Annotated in this window: 22 protein-coding genes; 4 read left to right on the forward strand and 18 right to left on the reverse strand. The window is 36.4% G+C overall.

Annotation, left to right across the window (positions count from 1 at the left end):
• Positions 1–30: 30 nt before the first annotated feature.
• From DW196_RS11470 to DW196_RS04930, 7 genes are all read right to left on the reverse strand, one after another.
• Positions 31–957: a phage minor head protein gene (locus DW196_RS11470; RefSeq protein WP_187363577.1), complete on the reverse strand. Its 927-nt coding sequence runs from the start codon at positions 955–957 to the stop codon at positions 31–33.
• Positions 908–2416, reverse strand: a complete 1509-nt coding sequence (locus DW196_RS04905) for a phage portal protein (RefSeq protein ID WP_233541917.1) — start codon at positions 2414–2416, stop codon at positions 908–910. The genes DW196_RS11470 and DW196_RS04905 overlap by 50 nt, the downstream gene beginning before the upstream one ends.
• 15 nt (positions 2417–2431) lie before the next feature.
• Positions 2432–3490 carry a hypothetical protein gene (locus tag DW196_RS04910; protein ID WP_233541918.1) on the reverse strand — a complete coding sequence of 353 codons (1059 nt, stop codon included), beginning with the start codon at positions 3488–3490 and terminating at the stop codon, positions 2432–2434.
• 194 nt (positions 3491–3684) lie between these two features.
• Positions 3685–4185 (reverse strand): helix-turn-helix domain-containing protein, encoded by a 501-nt coding sequence (locus DW196_RS04915; RefSeq protein WP_118250449.1) that lies wholly within the window; start codon positions 4183–4185, stop codon positions 3685–3687.
• Positions 4186–4201: 16 nt separating this feature from the next.
• The gene (locus tag DW196_RS04920) at positions 4202–5464 is read right to left on the reverse strand and encodes a DNA modification methylase (protein WP_118250450.1); all 1263 of its coding nucleotides are present in this window, start codon (positions 5462–5464) and stop codon (positions 4202–4204) included.
• 183 nt (positions 5465–5647) lie between these two features.
• Positions 5648–5959 (reverse strand): hypothetical protein, encoded by a 312-nt coding sequence (locus DW196_RS04925; RefSeq protein ID WP_118250451.1) that lies wholly within the window; start codon positions 5957–5959, stop codon positions 5648–5650.
• Positions 5956–6168: a hypothetical protein gene (locus DW196_RS04930; RefSeq protein ID WP_118250452.1), complete on the reverse strand. Its 213-nt coding sequence runs from the start codon at positions 6166–6168 to the stop codon at positions 5956–5958. Before DW196_RS04930 ends, DW196_RS04925 begins: the two co-directional genes overlap by 4 nt.
• Positions 6169–6266: 98 nt before the next feature.
• On the opposite strand from DW196_RS04930, the gene DW196_RS04935 reads away from it, so the two are divergent.
• Positions 6267–6593, forward strand: coding sequence for a hypothetical protein (locus DW196_RS04935; protein WP_118250453.1), 327 nt, complete (start codon positions 6267–6269; stop codon positions 6591–6593).
• A gap of 37 nt (positions 6594–6630) precedes the next feature.
• On the opposite strand, the gene ssb is transcribed toward DW196_RS04935, so the two are convergent.
• The 11 genes from ssb to DW196_RS04990 form a co-directional block, all read right to left on the reverse strand.
• Complete coding sequence (ssb, locus tag DW196_RS04940; RefSeq protein ID WP_118250454.1) at positions 6631–7059, reverse strand: single-stranded DNA-binding protein; 429 nt, start codon at positions 7057–7059, stop codon at positions 6631–6633.
• Positions 7056–7481: a RusA family crossover junction endodeoxyribonuclease gene (locus DW196_RS04945; RefSeq protein ID WP_118250455.1), complete on the reverse strand. Its 426-nt coding sequence runs from the start codon at positions 7479–7481 to the stop codon at positions 7056–7058. The genes ssb and DW196_RS04945 overlap by 4 nt, the downstream gene beginning before the upstream one ends.
• Positions 7482–7715: 234 nt before the next feature.
• Entirely contained in the window at positions 7716–8549 is an 834-nt protein-coding gene (locus DW196_RS04955) for an ATP-binding protein (protein WP_118250457.1), read from the reverse strand.
• Positions 8518–9348: a phage replisome organizer N-terminal domain-containing protein gene (locus DW196_RS04960; protein ID WP_118250458.1), complete on the reverse strand. Its 831-nt coding sequence runs from the start codon at positions 9346–9348 to the stop codon at positions 8518–8520. Before DW196_RS04960 ends, DW196_RS04955 begins: the two co-directional genes overlap by 32 nt.
• A gap of 4 nt (positions 9349–9352) precedes the next feature.
• Positions 9353–10015: a putative HNHc nuclease gene (locus DW196_RS04965; RefSeq protein WP_118250459.1), complete on the reverse strand. Its 663-nt coding sequence runs from the start codon at positions 10013–10015 to the stop codon at positions 9353–9355.
• Positions 10016–10027: 12 nt separating this feature from the next.
• Complete coding sequence (locus DW196_RS04970) at positions 10028–10978, reverse strand: DUF1351 domain-containing protein (RefSeq protein WP_158563520.1); 951 nt, start codon at positions 10976–10978, stop codon at positions 10028–10030.
• The gene (locus tag DW196_RS04975) at positions 10975–11715 is read right to left on the reverse strand and encodes an ERF family protein (RefSeq protein ID WP_370447142.1); all 741 of its coding nucleotides are present in this window, start codon (positions 11713–11715) and stop codon (positions 10975–10977) included. The genes DW196_RS04970 and DW196_RS04975 overlap by 4 nt, the downstream gene beginning before the upstream one ends.
• A gap of 46 nt (positions 11716–11761) precedes the next feature.
• Positions 11762–11959, reverse strand: coding sequence for a hypothetical protein (locus DW196_RS04980; protein WP_118250462.1), 198 nt, complete (start codon positions 11957–11959; stop codon positions 11762–11764).
• Positions 11960–11971: 12 nt separating this feature from the next.
• On the reverse strand, positions 11972–12679 hold the full coding sequence (locus tag DW196_RS04985) for a Rha family transcriptional regulator (protein ID WP_118250463.1): 708 nt from the start codon (positions 12677–12679) through the stop codon (positions 11972–11974).
• Positions 12676–12801 (reverse strand): hypothetical protein, encoded by a 126-nt coding sequence (locus DW196_RS11695; RefSeq protein WP_255415097.1) that lies wholly within the window; start codon positions 12799–12801, stop codon positions 12676–12678. The genes DW196_RS04985 and DW196_RS11695 overlap by 4 nt, the downstream gene beginning before the upstream one ends.
• A gap of 3 nt (positions 12802–12804) precedes the next feature.
• Positions 12805–13041 (reverse strand): helix-turn-helix transcriptional regulator, encoded by a 237-nt coding sequence (locus tag DW196_RS04990; RefSeq protein ID WP_118250464.1) that lies wholly within the window; start codon positions 13039–13041, stop codon positions 12805–12807.
• 174 nt (positions 13042–13215) lie between these two features.
• On the opposite strand from DW196_RS04990, the gene DW196_RS04995 reads away from it, so the two are divergent.
• The 3 genes from DW196_RS04995 to DW196_RS05005 all read left to right on the forward strand — a co-directional run bounded on the left by DW196_RS04995 (position 13216) and on the right by DW196_RS05005 (position 15891).
• The gene (locus DW196_RS04995) at positions 13216–13812 is read left to right on the forward strand and encodes a LexA family transcriptional regulator (protein WP_233541919.1); all 597 of its coding nucleotides are present in this window, start codon (positions 13216–13218) and stop codon (positions 13810–13812) included.
• A 22-nt stretch (positions 13813–13834) separates the two neighbouring features.
• Entirely contained in the window at positions 13835–14341 is a 507-nt protein-coding gene (locus tag DW196_RS05000) for a hypothetical protein (protein ID WP_118250466.1), read from the forward strand.
• A gap of 113 nt (positions 14342–14454) precedes the next feature.
• Positions 14455–15891, forward strand: coding sequence for a recombinase family protein (locus DW196_RS05005; RefSeq protein ID WP_118250467.1), 1437 nt, complete (start codon positions 14455–14457; stop codon positions 15889–15891).
• Positions 15892–15910: the final 19 nt, after the last annotated feature.

The raw sequence follows: 15910 nt of genomic DNA on the forward strand, positions 1-15910 counted from the left end.
GTTTATTGACTTGCTTAGGTCAGTTGTTTTCTATTTAGCACTTCTTGCACCCCATAAGTTCTTGCTCCACTCTTTATAATTAGTGAATGGTGCATAGTCCTTGAACTCATTATCTTTTCGTAGTTCTGGACTAACTTCATCAACTATTGAAATGGTTGTACATCTGCAGTTAACATCTTCTTTAGCCACACCGAACAACCGTGGCCCTTCTGCTTCATAGTTGTGTATTTTGAATTTCTCGTTAACTCCGACTGTTTGGCCATCTAACTCTCTATGGTCGTCCCTGGTCTTTTTGTCTAGTGTTGCGAGCCATTTCTTTTTAATTGAGATACCTAGCTTTTCTGCCTCTACATACCCTTTTTGCGTTGTATTTGAGTGAGTACGTCCGCTTTCTGTTATTGCGATTCTTAAAGCTTGTTTATAGCTTGCTTCTGTCTGATCTGATATTCTTTTAGCTATTACTCTGTAACCTTCACCATCAAATAACCCTTGTATAATTTCATTCGTTACAACCTTGGCCAACTTCTCACGTTCAAGATATAACCTTCTTGATAATGTCTTGCCTGCTACTGGCTTATTAACAAGCTCCATAATAAAATCATGTTGAATTAGTGGCAGAGCTAATTTAATGCGTTCTGACTGTTCTAATTGGTACCACACACCGTTATACCCTTGTGCTGCTTGATTAGCTGAACAATCTTTTATAATCTCCCCTACTGATGAATAAGTAAGATTTAGGATGTTGTCTATTTCTAGTGCCACGTTAAATAAGCGCTCGACTTCTAATTTCTTAGAAAAGGATAACTGCTCATAAGCATTAACATAATGACTTAAGCGCTGCTTGATCTCCTTTAGTGCATTTCGATAAGTATTGAATAATAAACTATCTGTTTTCTTATACTCTCGTTCAGTCAGCTTCTCCAGTTCCGTTTGCCACTTGTTGAGTTGCGTCGCCATCTATGTTCACCTCCACTGGGTCTGTCCCTTCAGCAAGACCTTGCGTATAACTTTGCGTTTCTATTGCTGATTGCACTTCCTCCCAGTTCAGTTCGAACTGCTCACAAATCAATCTAAGAACCGACTCATCATCTATTCTTGATGATGCTGCTAAAATCGTATTTATTAGTATCTGTTTTGTTTCAGCTATGACCTTTTCGTTTTGTGCTAGGTCATTCTCGTTGACCATAACCTCACGAATAAATGAAAACTTAACGTCCGATGCATTAAACGATTCTTTGTATCTGCGATTAATATCTGCTGTTACCATTTCATTGATCCATTTCATCATTGCTTGAAGTCTGACCTCTGTTTTGTTCGCCTTCATGTTTAAAAGTGTGTAGCGGCTCTTAATAACAATGTTAGTTATGTTCCCATCTCCAATTTGAGTAGAATCAAAAGCCATTCCGAACTTATAGATATTCTCTTTGTCGATTTCCATCTTAGTTTTGCGGCCTTCTACTGGTATAGTGACCGTTTTAATGTCTATACCTCCACCAGTTCCTGTTCCAACGACCTTCTTTCCTTTGATGTTTTGACGTAGCTTGCTTAAATCATCACCCTGGAAGCCTGACACAACGTATATTGCTTCTGCGAAGTCTTGTAGATTGTTACTCATAAAGGCATTCATTAAGTCGTAATCATCTATGAGCGCTTTGATTGGTTGTAAGTCTGTTGTTTCTTTTTTGTTGTTCTTGTAGCGATAAAACGGGATCCGCTCATAATTTCTTGATGCTTTCTGTCCGTCCTGGTTAACAGCTAAAATATGAGGTCTTGGATTCATCTCTCGATCAATATCAAACTCAAATGCTTTGCCTTTTTCTGATTTGAAAAACCACACTTGCTTGTCATCCCACACTTCAGCAATCGTTATAACTACTTCTTTATCTTCCTGATAGATATTCTTGTCATAGTACCTGCAGACACGCTTCAATTCGTTTGTGTCATCGTAAATAGAAAACACACATAAAGCATCAGCAACTTGAAAGCACAGCTTGTCATTTGAATTAGTACGAGCATATGCATATTCAAAACCTTTTTGGCTTCCACCTTCGACCATCTCTTGAAGGAACAATTGGAATTCCTCATCATAGTATTCTTCTAAGTAGCTATAAAACGTTTCATCTTCTGTTTCATACTCCATCGGCTTTGATAAAAGATACTGTGTTTTCTGGTCTACTTGTTCTGTTAGGAACTGGTGAGGTATTCGTATGTTTGAAGCGAACTTATCCTCTTTCAGCACATCATTGTCATCAATATAAAAAACTCGATTCTTTAAGATATCGTGTTCCCCTTCGTAATACTTCACGCCTTCTCTAGCTTTTTCTTTAACTTTTGCTGATCTGTCTTGATTAATAGCGTCTAGTAACCCTTCACCAATCTCTTTAGGACTATCGCTTAATAACTGTTTCGTATTCACTCTTTTACCTCCTCTCTAATAAAGCCATTTAGTGCGTGACTTGATTTGTCTGATAAGACTTGCTGCGCTATCTGGTGCATCGTCATGTTCTGCGTTCTCTGTGTAATCAAGAATTTCATTCATATAGTCTGGGTCTGTATCGTCTAACCAATGAATTTGATTCCAGTGTTTACGTAGGTACGTTGCCACCTTAATGTATTTGTTTTGGTTCTCGTGATACTCCTCAACAAATGCACCACGTTCTCTCAGATGTTTTGCTAAATATCCTTTGTCACCGTTTGTTTCACAAGAAAAACTGCCGCCTAAATAGTGAGCGTGTAAACTCATTATTGAATCTATGCAGTCATCTACATGCTTGTCCCAACGTTTACCAAACGCCACCAGTTGTCCGTCAGCTTCTTCTTTGATAATCGTGAATGCTGTACCATCTTTACCTCCATATGCTGCGTCAATGTGACACAAACCGTCATGAATGCGTTGTGCATCGTTTATGTAGTTAGGTGTTTCAAACATCGCTTGTTCGCTCGCTATGTGTCTTAACTCATAATTCGCTGCAAATAGAGAAGGAGTCATACTCTCCCTTAATGCCTTCAGTTCCTCTTTGCTGATTAAATCTGTTGAGTAGCAATCAAATTTTTTAACATTCGGCATCATTGATATAGCGTCCTCTTTGTGCCAGGGAGTACCTGTGTTGATAAATCGGCCACCACGGTTCTTTACGTTCTGCAGCTCTTGGTACTGCATTTTAGTCCGCTCACGCTCTGCACGACTAACCCTGTCATTCACATTGACAATGTCATCTGTAATAACAATGTCAGCATGCTTCCCTGTGATAGACGTCTTTATCCCCATACCTAACAATTGCGACGTACCTTTTGAGTTCGTATGTAGGTTTGTATCTATCTCACTGCCTGTTGACTTCGTGAGTACCAAATGAACGTTATATAGCACATAAACCAATTTTTGAAAGTAATCACTCTTTAAAATTTTGGCCACTTGATTAATAATCTCTGTAACGTCCGTGTCTGTTTTCCTAAAAAAGATAATATTTTTCTGTGGATATAGAACAATCATCAGTGATATTGCAAGAGCTAGGTCAGTTGTTTTGTACGATCCCCGATGTGCTAAAAGCGTTTGGTCGTCAACCTCAAATAAAAAACTTTTTAACCATTCGTTATGTAGCTCTGTTAGATCAATAAAGCCGACCCAATGACCAAACTTATAAGGTTCATTCTTAATTAGATCTAGGTACTTCTTTTGTTGTGCATTCATGTTGTATCGCTACCGTTTAAATACTCATCAATCTCAAGCGCTGTATTAGCAAGATTAAGGTTGCCACTAAGTTCTGTTTCTCGTCTGTCTCGCCATTCCTCTGGCTTACGATTCTTAAGCCAAAAGATTTGAGATGTTGAGTTAGGCGCTATGTATTTCTTTGTCTTTTCAATACGTTGCTTCCTTTCCCCATCTGGCATAATCTCTATGATTGTTTTTGATTCTTCTACGTAGAAACCTTTAGCGCTTTTCAATAAGGCATTTTCCACTTCACGGTCTACTACCTCTTTACCTCTTTTTAAGGCTGAACGGATTGAAGGGTGGTTCTTTTTCCAACTAGCCAGCGCTCTCTCAGTTACACCTATTTTCTCTGTTGCAATCTGTTTATCAGTTAATCCATCACGAGCCCATCCTTCTAGCTTGACTAAACTATCCTCTGTTAACCAATCATGATATGTAATTCTTACAAGTCCTGGCTTTTTCTTTTTCCTTGCCATTGGCCACCCTCCTTTCCTAGTCTGATATTTTCACAGCTGTCTCTCCTGTTAAGTTTTCCCACCTGTTGATAATTACATCTGCATATCGTGGATCAAGCTCCATAGTGAAACAATTTCTTTCCAGTTGTTCACATGTGATTAACGTGCTACCTGATCCACCGAAGAAGTCACCTACATTCTGACCTTTCTTACTGCTGTTCATCACTTGCCTTGATAGCAACTTAATAGGCTTCATTGTCGGATGCTCTTTATTTGCGGTAGGCTTTTTCTCTCTAATAATTGTTGTTGGCCCTTGCGATTCTTCTATAGATAAAATGTAATCCTTTAGTTTATCCTTACTCATTTTGTTTAAATTAGGTTTATCCTCGATTACAGTTGCTTGCGTTCTATCAAATGTAAAATAATGAGCTGCTCCATCTTTCCATCCATATAAACAAGGTTCATGTATCCATTGATAGTCTTGGCGACCTAACACGATTGAACTTTTAACCCATATCAAAGTTTGCTTTAAAAGCCATCCTGTTTCTTTAACAGCTGTTCTAAAATTGAACCCTTCACTATCTGCATGCCATATATAAAAAGCCGCTCCTGGTTCCATAACTGAATTAGCTACTTGAAAGGCATCTGTTAGGAATAAGCGAAACTTTGCATCGTCCATACTATCGTTTTGAATAGTCAGCTTATCTTTCGTTCCTCCTTCGTATGCTACGTTGTATGGTGGATCTGTTAAGAGTAGGTTAAGTTTTTCACCACCCATAAGTTTGGCCACATCTTCCTCTTTAGTGGAATCTCCAACCATTAACCTATGATTACCTAATTGATAAACCTGACCATATTTCGTTTGCGGTTCTTCAGGTACTTCTTCATCATAGTCATCTTCTTCTGTCTGGTTCTCTACCTCTTGAAAGTCCTCCTCAGTGAATCCATACTCACTCATGTCGAATTCTTCAGATAAAAGGGCATCTAGTTCTACTTGCAGCGCTTCTTCATCCCAAGTAGCAAGCTCACCGACTTTGTTATCCGCTAACCTAAAAGCCTTTACCTGTTCCTCTGTCAGATCATCAGCAATTAATACAGGCACTTCTTCAAGCCCTAACTTCTTAGCCGCTTTTAACCTGGTATGACCAGTTACAATCTCGTTGTTTTTATCTACAACTATCGGAACTTTGAATCCGAAATTCTTTATACTGGAGGCCAGTGCATCTATGGCTTGCTCATTGTGTCTCGGATTATTTATGTAAGGTATTAATTCATCGACTTTTTTATTTATAATTTCCATCTCGTACCTCCTTGAACATAAAAAAAGAGTCGGCGAATGGGCCGACCCTACTCTCCTTCCTTATCGTTTTCCGTTGCAAGATTCCCGATTTGGAAGTTATTCCCCTTCTTTATCTATTCTAAGTGAGATTAGAAGGTCTAAATTGACTATTAATTGACTAAAAATTGACTGTAAATTGACTTTTCACATCTCGCCTAGCTCTCTTGCTAGTTTATGTAAAAATTCCATATGCGCTCTACTTAGATGGCTGGGATGCATTCCGCACTCAAATGCCACCCCTTGCCAAGTGTAACGTCTTGGTTTAGAGAAATAATACAGTCTTATTGCTTGCCTTAAACTATCATTGTTGCTTTTATTTAGAAGTCTTGTGATTGCTTGTTTTCTTTCTGCCATCACATCTCTTTGTTTACATTCTCCTAAACTAGATATCCTATCATCGTAATAAGGATAATCAAATAAAATTTCTTGTAGTTTTGCTTTCGTTGCTGGCCTCATCCGTTTATCCCCTCATCTTTTATATTTATTCTAGTAAACCTATTTTCAACAACATTATTTAAAGCTAATTCTAGCGATTCTCTAGGCCTATCAACATGCTTTTTACCTCTAGCGTATTGCCTGGCGACTTCTATTGGCTCTATCGCATAGGTTTTCATGTATTCGTCCACTATTAACGCCTTATTAGTTGTGTGGTAGATACGTAGCATGTATATCATCCCCTTTTTTTCGTATAATATATCTCTCTTTACAAAGTAACTATAAAGTAATACAATAGTATTATCAAAGTAACAGGAGGCTTATTATTATGACTGAAAAATTTTTATTAACCAAAATAACCGAACTACCGACTAACTCAAAAGATTTAATGAAACGTGCTGCAGGTAACTGGCCGATTAAAAAAGAAACTGTTTTTAATGCAAATTATATGATTGTCAGCTATAAAACTGAAATCGTTGCAGTTTACAAAATTAATGATGTTAAAGATAGTGATGAAACATGGGCTCATGGAACTAGATTGTGGTTTGATATCGAAGAAACAGATCAACATCAAGATTTAATAAATCGTAAACTCGTAACTAGAGCTAGTTTTCCCGCAACAATTGTTCTTGAGTCAGACTTAGTTTTTAAATAGCGTATTTCAGCTACCTCTATATGAGGTAGTTTTTATTTTAAAACGGTAAGTCATCGTCGCTAATATCAATATGAGTATTACTTCCAAATGGATCATCAAATGACTTACTTTGATTACTATTTTGTTGACTCTGACCGTTATTATCCTGCCTTCTCTCCAAAAGTTGAAAGTTGTCGGTAACTACCTCTGTTACATACACCCTTTGCCCTTGCTGGTTCTCGTAGTTCCTCGTTTGAATCCGACCAGTAATCCCTATAAGCATTCCTTTTCTTGCGTAGTTGGCCAGATTCTCTGCTTGCTTTCTCCAGATAACACAACTAGGGAAGTCTGCTTCTCTCTCCCCACTCGCATTAGTAAAATTTCTATTAACCGCTAGGTTGAACGTTGCTACTGCTTGTCCGTTGCTGGTATATCTTAAATCAGGATCTCGTGTGAGCCTTCCAACTAAAGTTATGTTGTTAATCATTTTATCTCCTCCAATTTATGTATTTCTATCTCAATTCTTGGATCTAATGAATATAATTTTTGTGAGCTTAATGCTGCTATTTGTCCGTCATCTCTGAAGAGTATTTTGTCACTTGCATCTAAAAGCGCCTTAACATAATTGTCTAAGTCTGGGCGTGTATCAACATACATCTTTTCTAGCTCCTCATTTGTTCGTGGTCGCTTTGTTTTAACTTTACTTATCCTTTGTGGTGGATATATATAAAACGTCACAGAGATGAATATTGGGCCTTCTATGATGGCTGTTGATCGCTTAAGCTTTAACGTTTGAGCTACTGACCTTTTCCATCTAGTCATCTCTTTCAACTCGTACGCTCTACCATCCCTGGTAAAGCGTGGCCGAGATTGTGGTTTTGGTTCGATGTGTAGCGTGTATTTAATCATCCTCAAACTCCTATGAATTCCGCTACTTGTTCTTCAGTCATTTGATTATTCTTAGCCAGATTCTTAATTAAAGAATCCTTCCACACTTTATTGCTCTCTGGCTCTTTTTTGCATCTCTTACATGGTGACACTGTCGTTATACCTGTAAATCCGTTAGTCTGGTAAATAATCCTTCTACCGTAGCAATCTTTACAAATCGTTTCTTGCTGCTTCATCTATAACACTACCTTTCTATCAAAATTCAACACTTATACGTTTATCATTCGTTTCTTTAAATGAAATAATGTGTCCTTCTGCCCCTCTGAACATTCTTGAAATCAGTTTACTGTCGTACATTTTTGTTAACTCTTTGCTATTTAAGTTTGTTGTGATGATTGTTGGCTTATTCGCTCTGCCGTTTACAATGGCGTACAGAGTCTTGGTTGTGAAATTCGATGCTGCTTTATCGCTATCTATTGCACCAGTTTCTGCACCTAGATCATCAATGACTAATAAATCAGCTCCCGTTAATAGTTCAATCATGCGCTGCTCTGTGTATTGGCTATCTTTATTTTTGAAACTGTCTTTTATTCGTCGCATCAACTCATCAATTGAAACAAACAGGCATTTTCTAAATGGTTCACTGTGTTCATTCACAACCTTCAGCATGCTCATTGATAAATGGCTCTTTCCTGTACCTGGCTTTCCAGTAAATATTGTGTTATATGTTGCTCCTGAAAAATATTCTCTAGCAATTTTTAAAGCTTGTTCTTTGTTTCTAGCTGTTTCTTCGTCATCTTCTTTGTAATTCTCAAAACTTGCTTTTCTCAAAGTCTCATCGAGAAATACCGAACGCCTTTCTAACCAATATTGCGTTTTGCGTTTGACATGCTCTTTCATTGTTTCTTCAGCTAGTTCTTGATCTCGTTTAGCAATTGCTTCCCGACCACATTCCATGCATATTGAAGCTTTTCCAAAAGCTGATATTAAGTTGATTTTATGTATTGGGCATGTCTCATCTGTTTCTTTCAGTCTCTCTTGTAAAACAGCTCCCACACTAGAAAAGGTTGTCGTATTCTGTTGTGTCACGTTGACTAGCTCCTTTCATAACATTCTCATTCAAATAACTTTCAAACTTTGTACCAAACAACGTTTCAGGTCTTAAATAATTAATAGCTGGTGTTCCATTTATTTTTTTACCTGGAACCATCCAGTCAAAGCATTTATTGTCGATAACCTTTTTAAATTCGTCCAATCTAAACCCTTCGTTCCAGCGTGCTTTTATAAAAGATCTGCTTTTAGGTGTGGAATGTCTGTATTTCTTGTTTGCTTTCAAATTTAGATAATCTACAATCTCTTTGTAAGGTATAACGTCTTGTTCTTCAGAACCGGACTTAGTATTTATATCTTTATCTAATTCTTTATCTTTATCTTTATCTAATTCTTTATCTGTACCGTCACGTGACGTCATGCTAACGTCTCCACTATTTAATGCTAGTTGTTTTTTTCTCTCTCTATAACGTCTATTTCTCTCTGCGTTTTGTAGTCGTACTTTATCCATTCCCTCAACGTTTTGGTGCTTCTCCCAATTAGTTATTGCAATTAATCCGTCTTTACCTAGATCTATCATATTAAATCCCTCTAATGTCGTTAATGCTAGGCGAATTGTATTAACGTTTTTTCCGAATAACGTTGCAAGCATTTCTTCTGTGTATGGCATATTTCTTTGAATATAAATTAACCCATCATCATTAGTCTTACCTGCTAAAACTAGAAGCCTAATCCAAATCACTAATATTGCGTCTGATTCTGGCACTGATTGAATCAGTCTTATTTTTTCATCATCAAACATGGTAGTTTTAAGCTTTATCCAGCTTATTTCAGCCATTTGTTTATCCTCCTATATTGAATTCTTTAACTTGTTCTGGCGTTAGTTTGATAGGTACTAACACGTACTTTTTCATAAATTCTGGTAATCCTATATTGTGTTGCTCATTATGGTGTTCTCTACAAAGCGTCATAAATCTGTGTTTGGAGTGGTCTATCTTCTTTCTGTTTCTCCCCATCCCTACTGCTTCGTAGTGAGCCATGTCTGCATGTGGTTTTCCACAAACAAAACATGATCTATGTTTCAAATAAAGGAATAATATTCTTGTTATATCACTTGATAAATGGAACTTTTGATATTTAAAAGGGATCTCATTGTCAAAGCAAAATTCGAGAATATACTCGATAAACTCTCCTGCGAACACTTGACTAATGCTGTATTGCTCTAAACTAAATGACTCAATACCTTTTTCTGCGGAGAACATCGCTTTTAAAACACTTTTAACCCACTCTTGTGGATAACCTGTGTATAACTCGATATCGTGAAACAGTCCGTATATCATTCCATTTTGCGCTTTAGTAATGTTGCGCTCATCAGTCACTCTTATGATACTTCTTGGTTCTTCAGTAATTGATAATCTTTTAGCTTCGGCAATGTCAAAGTTACGATCTAGTTTGAAAGTGACTTCATTGCCTACGACTCTTAGTATTCGTCCCTCATACTCCATATTTTTTCGCTCCTACCAGGGCAGATCATCAATTGTTAAACTGTCTTGAGTTAATTCTTCCTGAGCATTCACTTCTTCTACTTCTATTCCGCTATTAATCAGAAAGTCATTTAATGTGTTGAGCTGCTTGATAGTTCCTGTCACTCTGATGACATTTGAAATCTTGGTTTCTTGCTGGTTATTTGTTTGTTCCATCCCTGCAAATTCATTAGCTTCTTTGATTGTTTCTTGTTGCTTCGCTATGAATTCTTCGTGTTCTTTTCGCTTTTGCTCCTGTTCAGCTGCTAATCTATCTTTTCGTTCTTTTTCTAAATTAATTAGATCAATAACTTCTAACGCTGACTTGAATTCCAGTTGACTTGTCCATCCTGCTGCTTCGATTCCTTGAGCCTTGCAAAATTCTGTTAGAATCCGTAACTCTGTTTCTTTTCGTTCTTTTTCTTTTAATGCTTGGGCTATTACTTGATCTATATCAGCTTCAAATTTAGAAGTTGGGTTTAATTTTGATGTCCAGTTTCCTTTATTAAGCCATCTAGCTTCCATCTCTAAATCTTCTATGCAAATGTCTAACGATTCTAATTTGCTTCTTAAAAGTGTCATTAAAGCTGTTTTTCGTTCATCTTTCTCTGCATCTTCTATTACTTTGAGTCCTTCTCGTATATCATTCAAAGGTTCATCAATCAGTTTGGTTAATTCTTTTATCTGATCTTCAAACTCTTTTAAAGGTTTGTTGTAAACTTGCTTAACATTTTTACGCTCGCTTTCGATTGCGTTTTGTAGAGCTAGTAATTCTGACCTTGCTTGATTCGCTCCTGTCTTTTCATCCCTCGTAAATACAAGTCCTTTGTATTTATCTGCATACTTCTCAACTTCGACTTTCAACTCGTCGTAGTTTGTCATGTCTAAAACTGCAGGTGTAAAATCTAAATATATTTTTCTTTCTGTTGCTAGTTCATTACTCATCTTCTTTGCCCCCATCTCACAGGATTAACTCCGTCTAGTTCTGTCTGAACTGGATCTTGTGCTGTTTGTTGTTCTCTTTCTGCATTAGCTGTCTGTTGCTTCGTTACAAAAGCTTTGTAATAGCCCATAACTCGTAATCTATCGACTTGTTCAATTTGTCCTACGTTTTCCTTTTCGATAATGTATTGATTCAATTCGTTAAGATCCCGCTGGTTTTTCAGTAAATAGTTTTTATATTCTGCTATCGTCTTTTCTATTTTCTGTTCGTTACTTTGTTGCTCATTTTGATAAGGTTCTTGCTGGTTTTCTTTGTGATCATTGTTGGCTGCTTGGCCATCGTCGTCTTTATCTGCTGCAATGCCAAATGCTGCCGACAATGCGTATCTTCTTGCATATGTTGAAAGGCTACCCAGACCTTGTGGATTCTGTCCATTTGTAGGAAATGTGAATGGCCCATGCATTACCCACTGACCGCTCGTGTGGTAAATAATTGTATTAACTGCTAGGCTATTGTTTTCGTTGATAACCTCTTGTTGGAAGTCGATTCCTGATGTAGCCGCTTGCGCCGCTTCTCGAATTGCTTCTTCAATTGCTTTCAATGTTGCGTATTCAAATTTTGTACGATCACCTTTTTTTGTCTTGTAGTCTACAGAACTATCGAACTTAGGTTGCTTCAATTTACTTTTTAGTAAAAACATTCCGTTGAAAAGCTCATCTACTTCTTCACTCATTTTCATTATCTTTCCTCATTTCATGTTATAATGGCCTTGTTTTATATTTTTGTTAGCGACTTTTTGCTTGGCGGCGAAGTCGCTTTTGTTGTTCTCTTTCAAAACTCTTAATATCGTGACTGGCTAACCAACATAGAAACATGGGTACTGCTAAAATCAGAACTTTTTCTGCTAATAAATAATGTGCGACTATCCCTAAGATAAATGTTATCAATGCATAACCGTTGATTCTGCTTAAATAGAAACTCATCTTTATCCCCCTTTATATTTCAAGCGTCAATTGATTTATTCTAGTTTTCGTTAGAGACGAAGGTTCCCAGGTATTTACAAAATCAATAGCTGCTGTAAAGTCTTTATCTTTAATACGCCCTCTATGAGGTACTCCAAACAATTCTTTTATACTTTTTCCTATGTCACTAAAGAGTAATGACTTTGCTTTTTGTTCTAGATGCTGTTCTTTACAAATAATTGCAACTTTCCGTCTAATCATTCGATCAAGTGAGTTTTTATCTTCAGTGCTTATCAGTTGATTCTCTTTAATTTCTTTAACATCCCCTTCTAAAGCTCCTACTCTCTCATTTGTTTTCTTTTGAGCATCAAATGTGAGCTGTAAAATTTCCATCGGATCCGTTGGGAGTCCATGCTGGCTTCCCCTCTTAATTTGTTCTTCCATTCTATTAAAAGCTTCTATGTATTTGAGTTTAAATTCGTCAGACTTCCTACCAGTGAATCCAAATGCTATAAATGTCCATCCATCTTTGTTCAAATAATAAAGTTTTTGATTTCTACCTCTTGAATCCTTATAACTTCCTTCTGCAAACATCTTTTTATAATGAGCCGAATTTTCGGCCGATTGAATTTTTAACTCGATGGCTTCAATAACATGTTTATGTTGTTTCTCAAATACTTCTGCAACTCGCAAGCTTGTTGTTACTACTTGCTCATTTTCTATTACTACTAATTCTTTCACGCTGGAACCTCCATTTTAATTATTTGATAGATCGTTAAACTTAGAGCTTTTGGTAATACTACTTTTGAAATATTAGGAATATTTTTCCCCCTCGAATCAATGTGCTTAATTTTGAAATTCATTTTCTATCTACCTCCTCCATTCATAACTACGGTTTTTCCGTAGTTATCGCTTAAAAAAATTATACGATCTATTGATATACCCGTAATTTTAGAAAAATTAAATGCATCATCCATTCTAAAAACAGAACGTCCTTTTTCGTACTTGATGTAAGTTGCTTCGCTCATACCTAATTCAGCAGCAACTTGAACTTGAGTTTTACCAGACAATTTACGAGCTTGCTCGATTGTATATCTTTCCATTTACGTCATCTCCTTCCTTGTGTAAATTTATAATACTACGGAATTACCGTATTGTAAACACGAAATTACAGTTTTACTTTATTTTCATGCTCTAAAACTAAATAAAACTACGGAAAAACTTTACTTTAGACGTGTACAGATGTATAATGTACTTATATATAGGAGGTGGAAAGTTTGGAATTAAAAGATAAAATAAAACTTTTGAGAAAAGAAAACGGACTAACTCAATTAGAATTAGCTAAACGGCTAGATGTAGCATCAACGTCAGTATCTTCATGGGAAAGAGGAGCGAATAAACCTCTAATGGATAAGATTGAGGTGATGGCACAGATGTTTGATGTTCCTCTAAGTTACTTTTTCAAGGATATCGAACTATTTAAAGGTGATATCATATCGGTACCTATAATAGGTGAGATTGCGTGCGGTGACCCTATCACTGCTAATGAAAACATATTAGGTTATCGTGATCGTTCTAGTACTAACCTACCTGCAGGAGATCTTTTTTATTTAAAAGCTAAAGGGGATTCTATGGAACCAAAAATTCCAGACTGTAGTTTTGTCCTAATAAGAGAACAACCCGATGTTGAGAACGGAGAAATTGCAGCAGTTCTAGTTAATGGGGATACTGAAGCAACTCTTAAACGTGTAAGAAAAGTACAAGATTCACTTATTCTTGAGCCTTTAAATCCAGATTATAATCCTTACATCGTTAATGAAAATAACCCCGCAAGAATTTTAGGTAAAGCGATTGAGGTTACATCTGTTCTATAAGAAATAAAGTGGAGGAATTAAAATGAAAAAGATTGTTAGTATGGTATTTATTACATTAGTTAGTATTGGGTTAGTTGCTTGCAGCAACAATGATCCAGAGCCAACTAAAGAAAGTAAGGGAAAAGTGGAAACTACACAAGAAAATACAGACACTAAATCTGAAAATAATGAAGTTGTAAAGCTATTAGAAAATGAATTTAATAAAGACGCTAAATCTGTAGATCTTACTTTAGATAAGGACGTAGTCGATAGCGAATCAGATAAACCTCACGAAGTGATACGAATTGAAGTGACAGATCAAGATACAAGAAAAAAATTATCTGAGTCTGATGAAGCCATTAGAAGTGGAGAAGCGAACGAAGAGCAAAACATGTATATCAATTCAATTAGACAAATCATTTCTGATGAAGCAAAGAAATTAGCGAACGACAACGACGCTATAACTTTTGCTTACCAAGATGAGAATAATGATTCTATATTGATTGCATATTCAACGAAAACTAAAGACGTAATTCAACCAACATTTTAAATAAAAAAACACCACTCGCCCCGACCAAAGTTTGAGTAGTGTATTATGGCTGACAACGACCACGAAGGTCTATTTGTCATGCCCTATTTTAACATAATAGGAGCTGAAATAATATGAAAACCGCTATTTACGTAAGAGTTTCAACAAATGAACAAGCTGAAGAAGGCTATTCAATCGATGAACAAATTGATAAATTAAAAAAGTTTTGTGAAGTGAAAGACTGGCAAGTGGCTAATATTTATAAGGATCCTGGTTTTACTGGTTCAAATATAGACAGACCAGGTCTTAAAAAATTAATAAATGATGTTGAAAATAAAAAAATTGAGACTGTTTTAGTATATAAACTAGATCGCCTATCACGCTCTCAAAAAGACACCTTATTTTTAATCGAAGATGTTTTTGGCATAAACAATACTAATTTTGTTTCTTTAAACGAGAACTTCGATACCTCTACTCCATTTGGTAAAGCTATGATTGGTATCTTAGCAGTATTTGCGCAACTCGAACGAGAACAAATAAAAGAGCGTATGACAATGGGGAAAATAGGACGTGCTAAGGCTGGGAAAGCTATGAGCTGGCATTGGGCGCCATTTGGATACACACACAAAGATGATAGTTACGAAGTTGTGGATCTTGAAGCGCAAATCGTTAAACAGATATTTCATGATTATTTATCGGGCATATCAATTACAAAGTTACGAGACAAAATGAATGATGAAGGCCACATTGGGAAAGATATAGCTTGGTCTTATAGAACTATCAGGCAAACACTAGATAATCCTACTTATGCTGGTTACACAAAATATAAAGATCAGATTTTCCCTGGCAATCATGAAGCTATTGTTTCTAAAGAGGTCTATGACGAAGTGCAAAAACAATTAGAAATCCGACAAAAAGAAGCATACAAGAAAAATAATAATCCTCGACCATTCCAGGCAAAATACTTAGTTTCTGGATTAGTGCGTTGTGGTCATTGTGGAGCTGCTCTTGGACTGCACCAGTACGCTAAAAAGAAAGACGGCACTAGAACAAAAATATATAAATGTCATTCAAGAACTGGAAAGAAAAAGAACGTTACTATGGTTAAAGCTGATAACTGCCCTTCTTGTGACTATCCGAAGGAGGAGCTCGAAAACGTCGTTTTAAGCGAGATAGAAAAAATACGTATAAATCCACAACTTATTCAAAAAAGCTCACATAGCGCCCAAGAAATCGACGACACACCCCTTATTAAAAGACTAGAAGAGTTAGACCGTAAGCTTGAAAAACTTGTTAGTCTATACCTGGACGAGACACTGTCTTTAGAAATGCTTAATGACAAAAAGGAATTAATACAAAAAGAAAAAACTGCTATCGAAGGAAAGTTAAACAAGACAAACAAACAGAAACCTGAACTTAAAATAAGCGAGGCAGCCGATATATTGAAGAATCTGAAAGGTTCTATTCTTAAGTTAGATTACGAAAAGCAGAAAATTATAGTTAGAAAGCTCATAAAACAAATAACCCTAAAAGATGATGAAATGGTGATACAGTGGCGTTTTGCGGTATAAATATATTTACTATACCGCA

This window comes from Vagococcus sp. AM17-17, from assembly GCF_003471765.1.
Lineage (GTDB): Bacteria > Bacillota > Bacilli > Lactobacillales > Vagococcaceae > Vagococcus > Vagococcus teuberi.

Excerpts from the sequence above, each read along its gene's own strand:
- DW196_RS11470 (WP_187363577.1), bottom strand. The coding sequence starts at position 957 with ATGGCGACGCAACTCAACAAGTGGCAAACGGAACTGGAGAAGCTGACT.
- DW196_RS04910 (WP_233541918.1), bottom strand. The coding sequence starts at position 3,490 with ATGATTGTTCTATATCCACAGAAAAATATTATCTTTTTTAGGAAAACA.
- DW196_RS04915 (WP_118250449.1), bottom strand. The coding sequence starts at position 4,185 with ATGGCAAGGAAAAAGAAAAAGCCAGGACTTGTAAGAATTACATATCAT.
- DW196_RS04920 (WP_118250450.1), bottom strand. The coding sequence starts at position 5,464 with ATGGAAATTATAAATAAAAAAGTCGATGAATTAATACCTTACATAAAT.
- DW196_RS04925 (WP_118250451.1), bottom strand. The coding sequence starts at position 5,959 with ATGAGGCCAGCAACGAAAGCAAAACTACAAGAAATTTTATTTGATTAT.
- DW196_RS04930 (WP_118250452.1), bottom strand. The coding sequence starts at position 6,168 with ATGCTACGTATCTACCACACAACTAATAAGGCGTTAATAGTGGACGAA.
- DW196_RS04935 (WP_118250453.1), top strand. The coding sequence starts at position 6,267 with ATGACTGAAAAATTTTTATTAACCAAAATAACCGAACTACCGACTAAC.
- ssb (WP_118250454.1), bottom strand. The coding sequence starts at position 7,059 with ATGATTAACAACATAACTTTAGTTGGAAGGCTCACACGAGATCCTGAT.
- DW196_RS04945 (WP_118250455.1), bottom strand. The coding sequence starts at position 7,481 with ATGATTAAATACACGCTACACATCGAACCAAAACCACAATCTCGGCCA.
- DW196_RS04960 (WP_118250458.1), bottom strand. The coding sequence starts at position 9,348 with ATGGCTGAAATAAGCTGGATAAAGCTTAAAACTACCATGTTTGATGAT.
- DW196_RS04965 (WP_118250459.1), bottom strand. The coding sequence starts at position 10,015 with ATGGAGTATGAGGGACGAATACTAAGAGTCGTAGGCAATGAAGTCACT.
- DW196_RS04970 (WP_158563520.1), bottom strand. The coding sequence starts at position 10,978 with ATGAGTAATGAACTAGCAACAGAAAGAAAAATATATTTAGATTTTACA.
- DW196_RS04975 (WP_370447142.1), bottom strand. The coding sequence starts at position 11,715 with ATGAAAATGAGTGAAGAAGTAGATGAGCTTTTCAACGGAATGTTTTTA.
- DW196_RS04980 (WP_118250462.1), bottom strand. The coding sequence starts at position 11,959 with ATGAGTTTCTATTTAAGCAGAATCAACGGTTATGCATTGATAACATTT.
- DW196_RS11695 (WP_255415097.1), bottom strand. The coding sequence starts at position 12,801 with ATGAATTTCAAAATTAAGCACATTGATTCGAGGGGGAAAAATATTCCT.
- DW196_RS04990 (WP_118250464.1), bottom strand. The coding sequence starts at position 13,041 with ATGGAAAGATATACAATCGAGCAAGCTCGTAAATTGTCTGGTAAAACT.
- DW196_RS05000 (WP_118250466.1), top strand. The coding sequence starts at position 13,835 with ATGAAAAAGATTGTTAGTATGGTATTTATTACATTAGTTAGTATTGGG.
- DW196_RS05005 (WP_118250467.1), top strand. The coding sequence starts at position 14,455 with ATGAAAACCGCTATTTACGTAAGAGTTTCAACAAATGAACAAGCTGAA.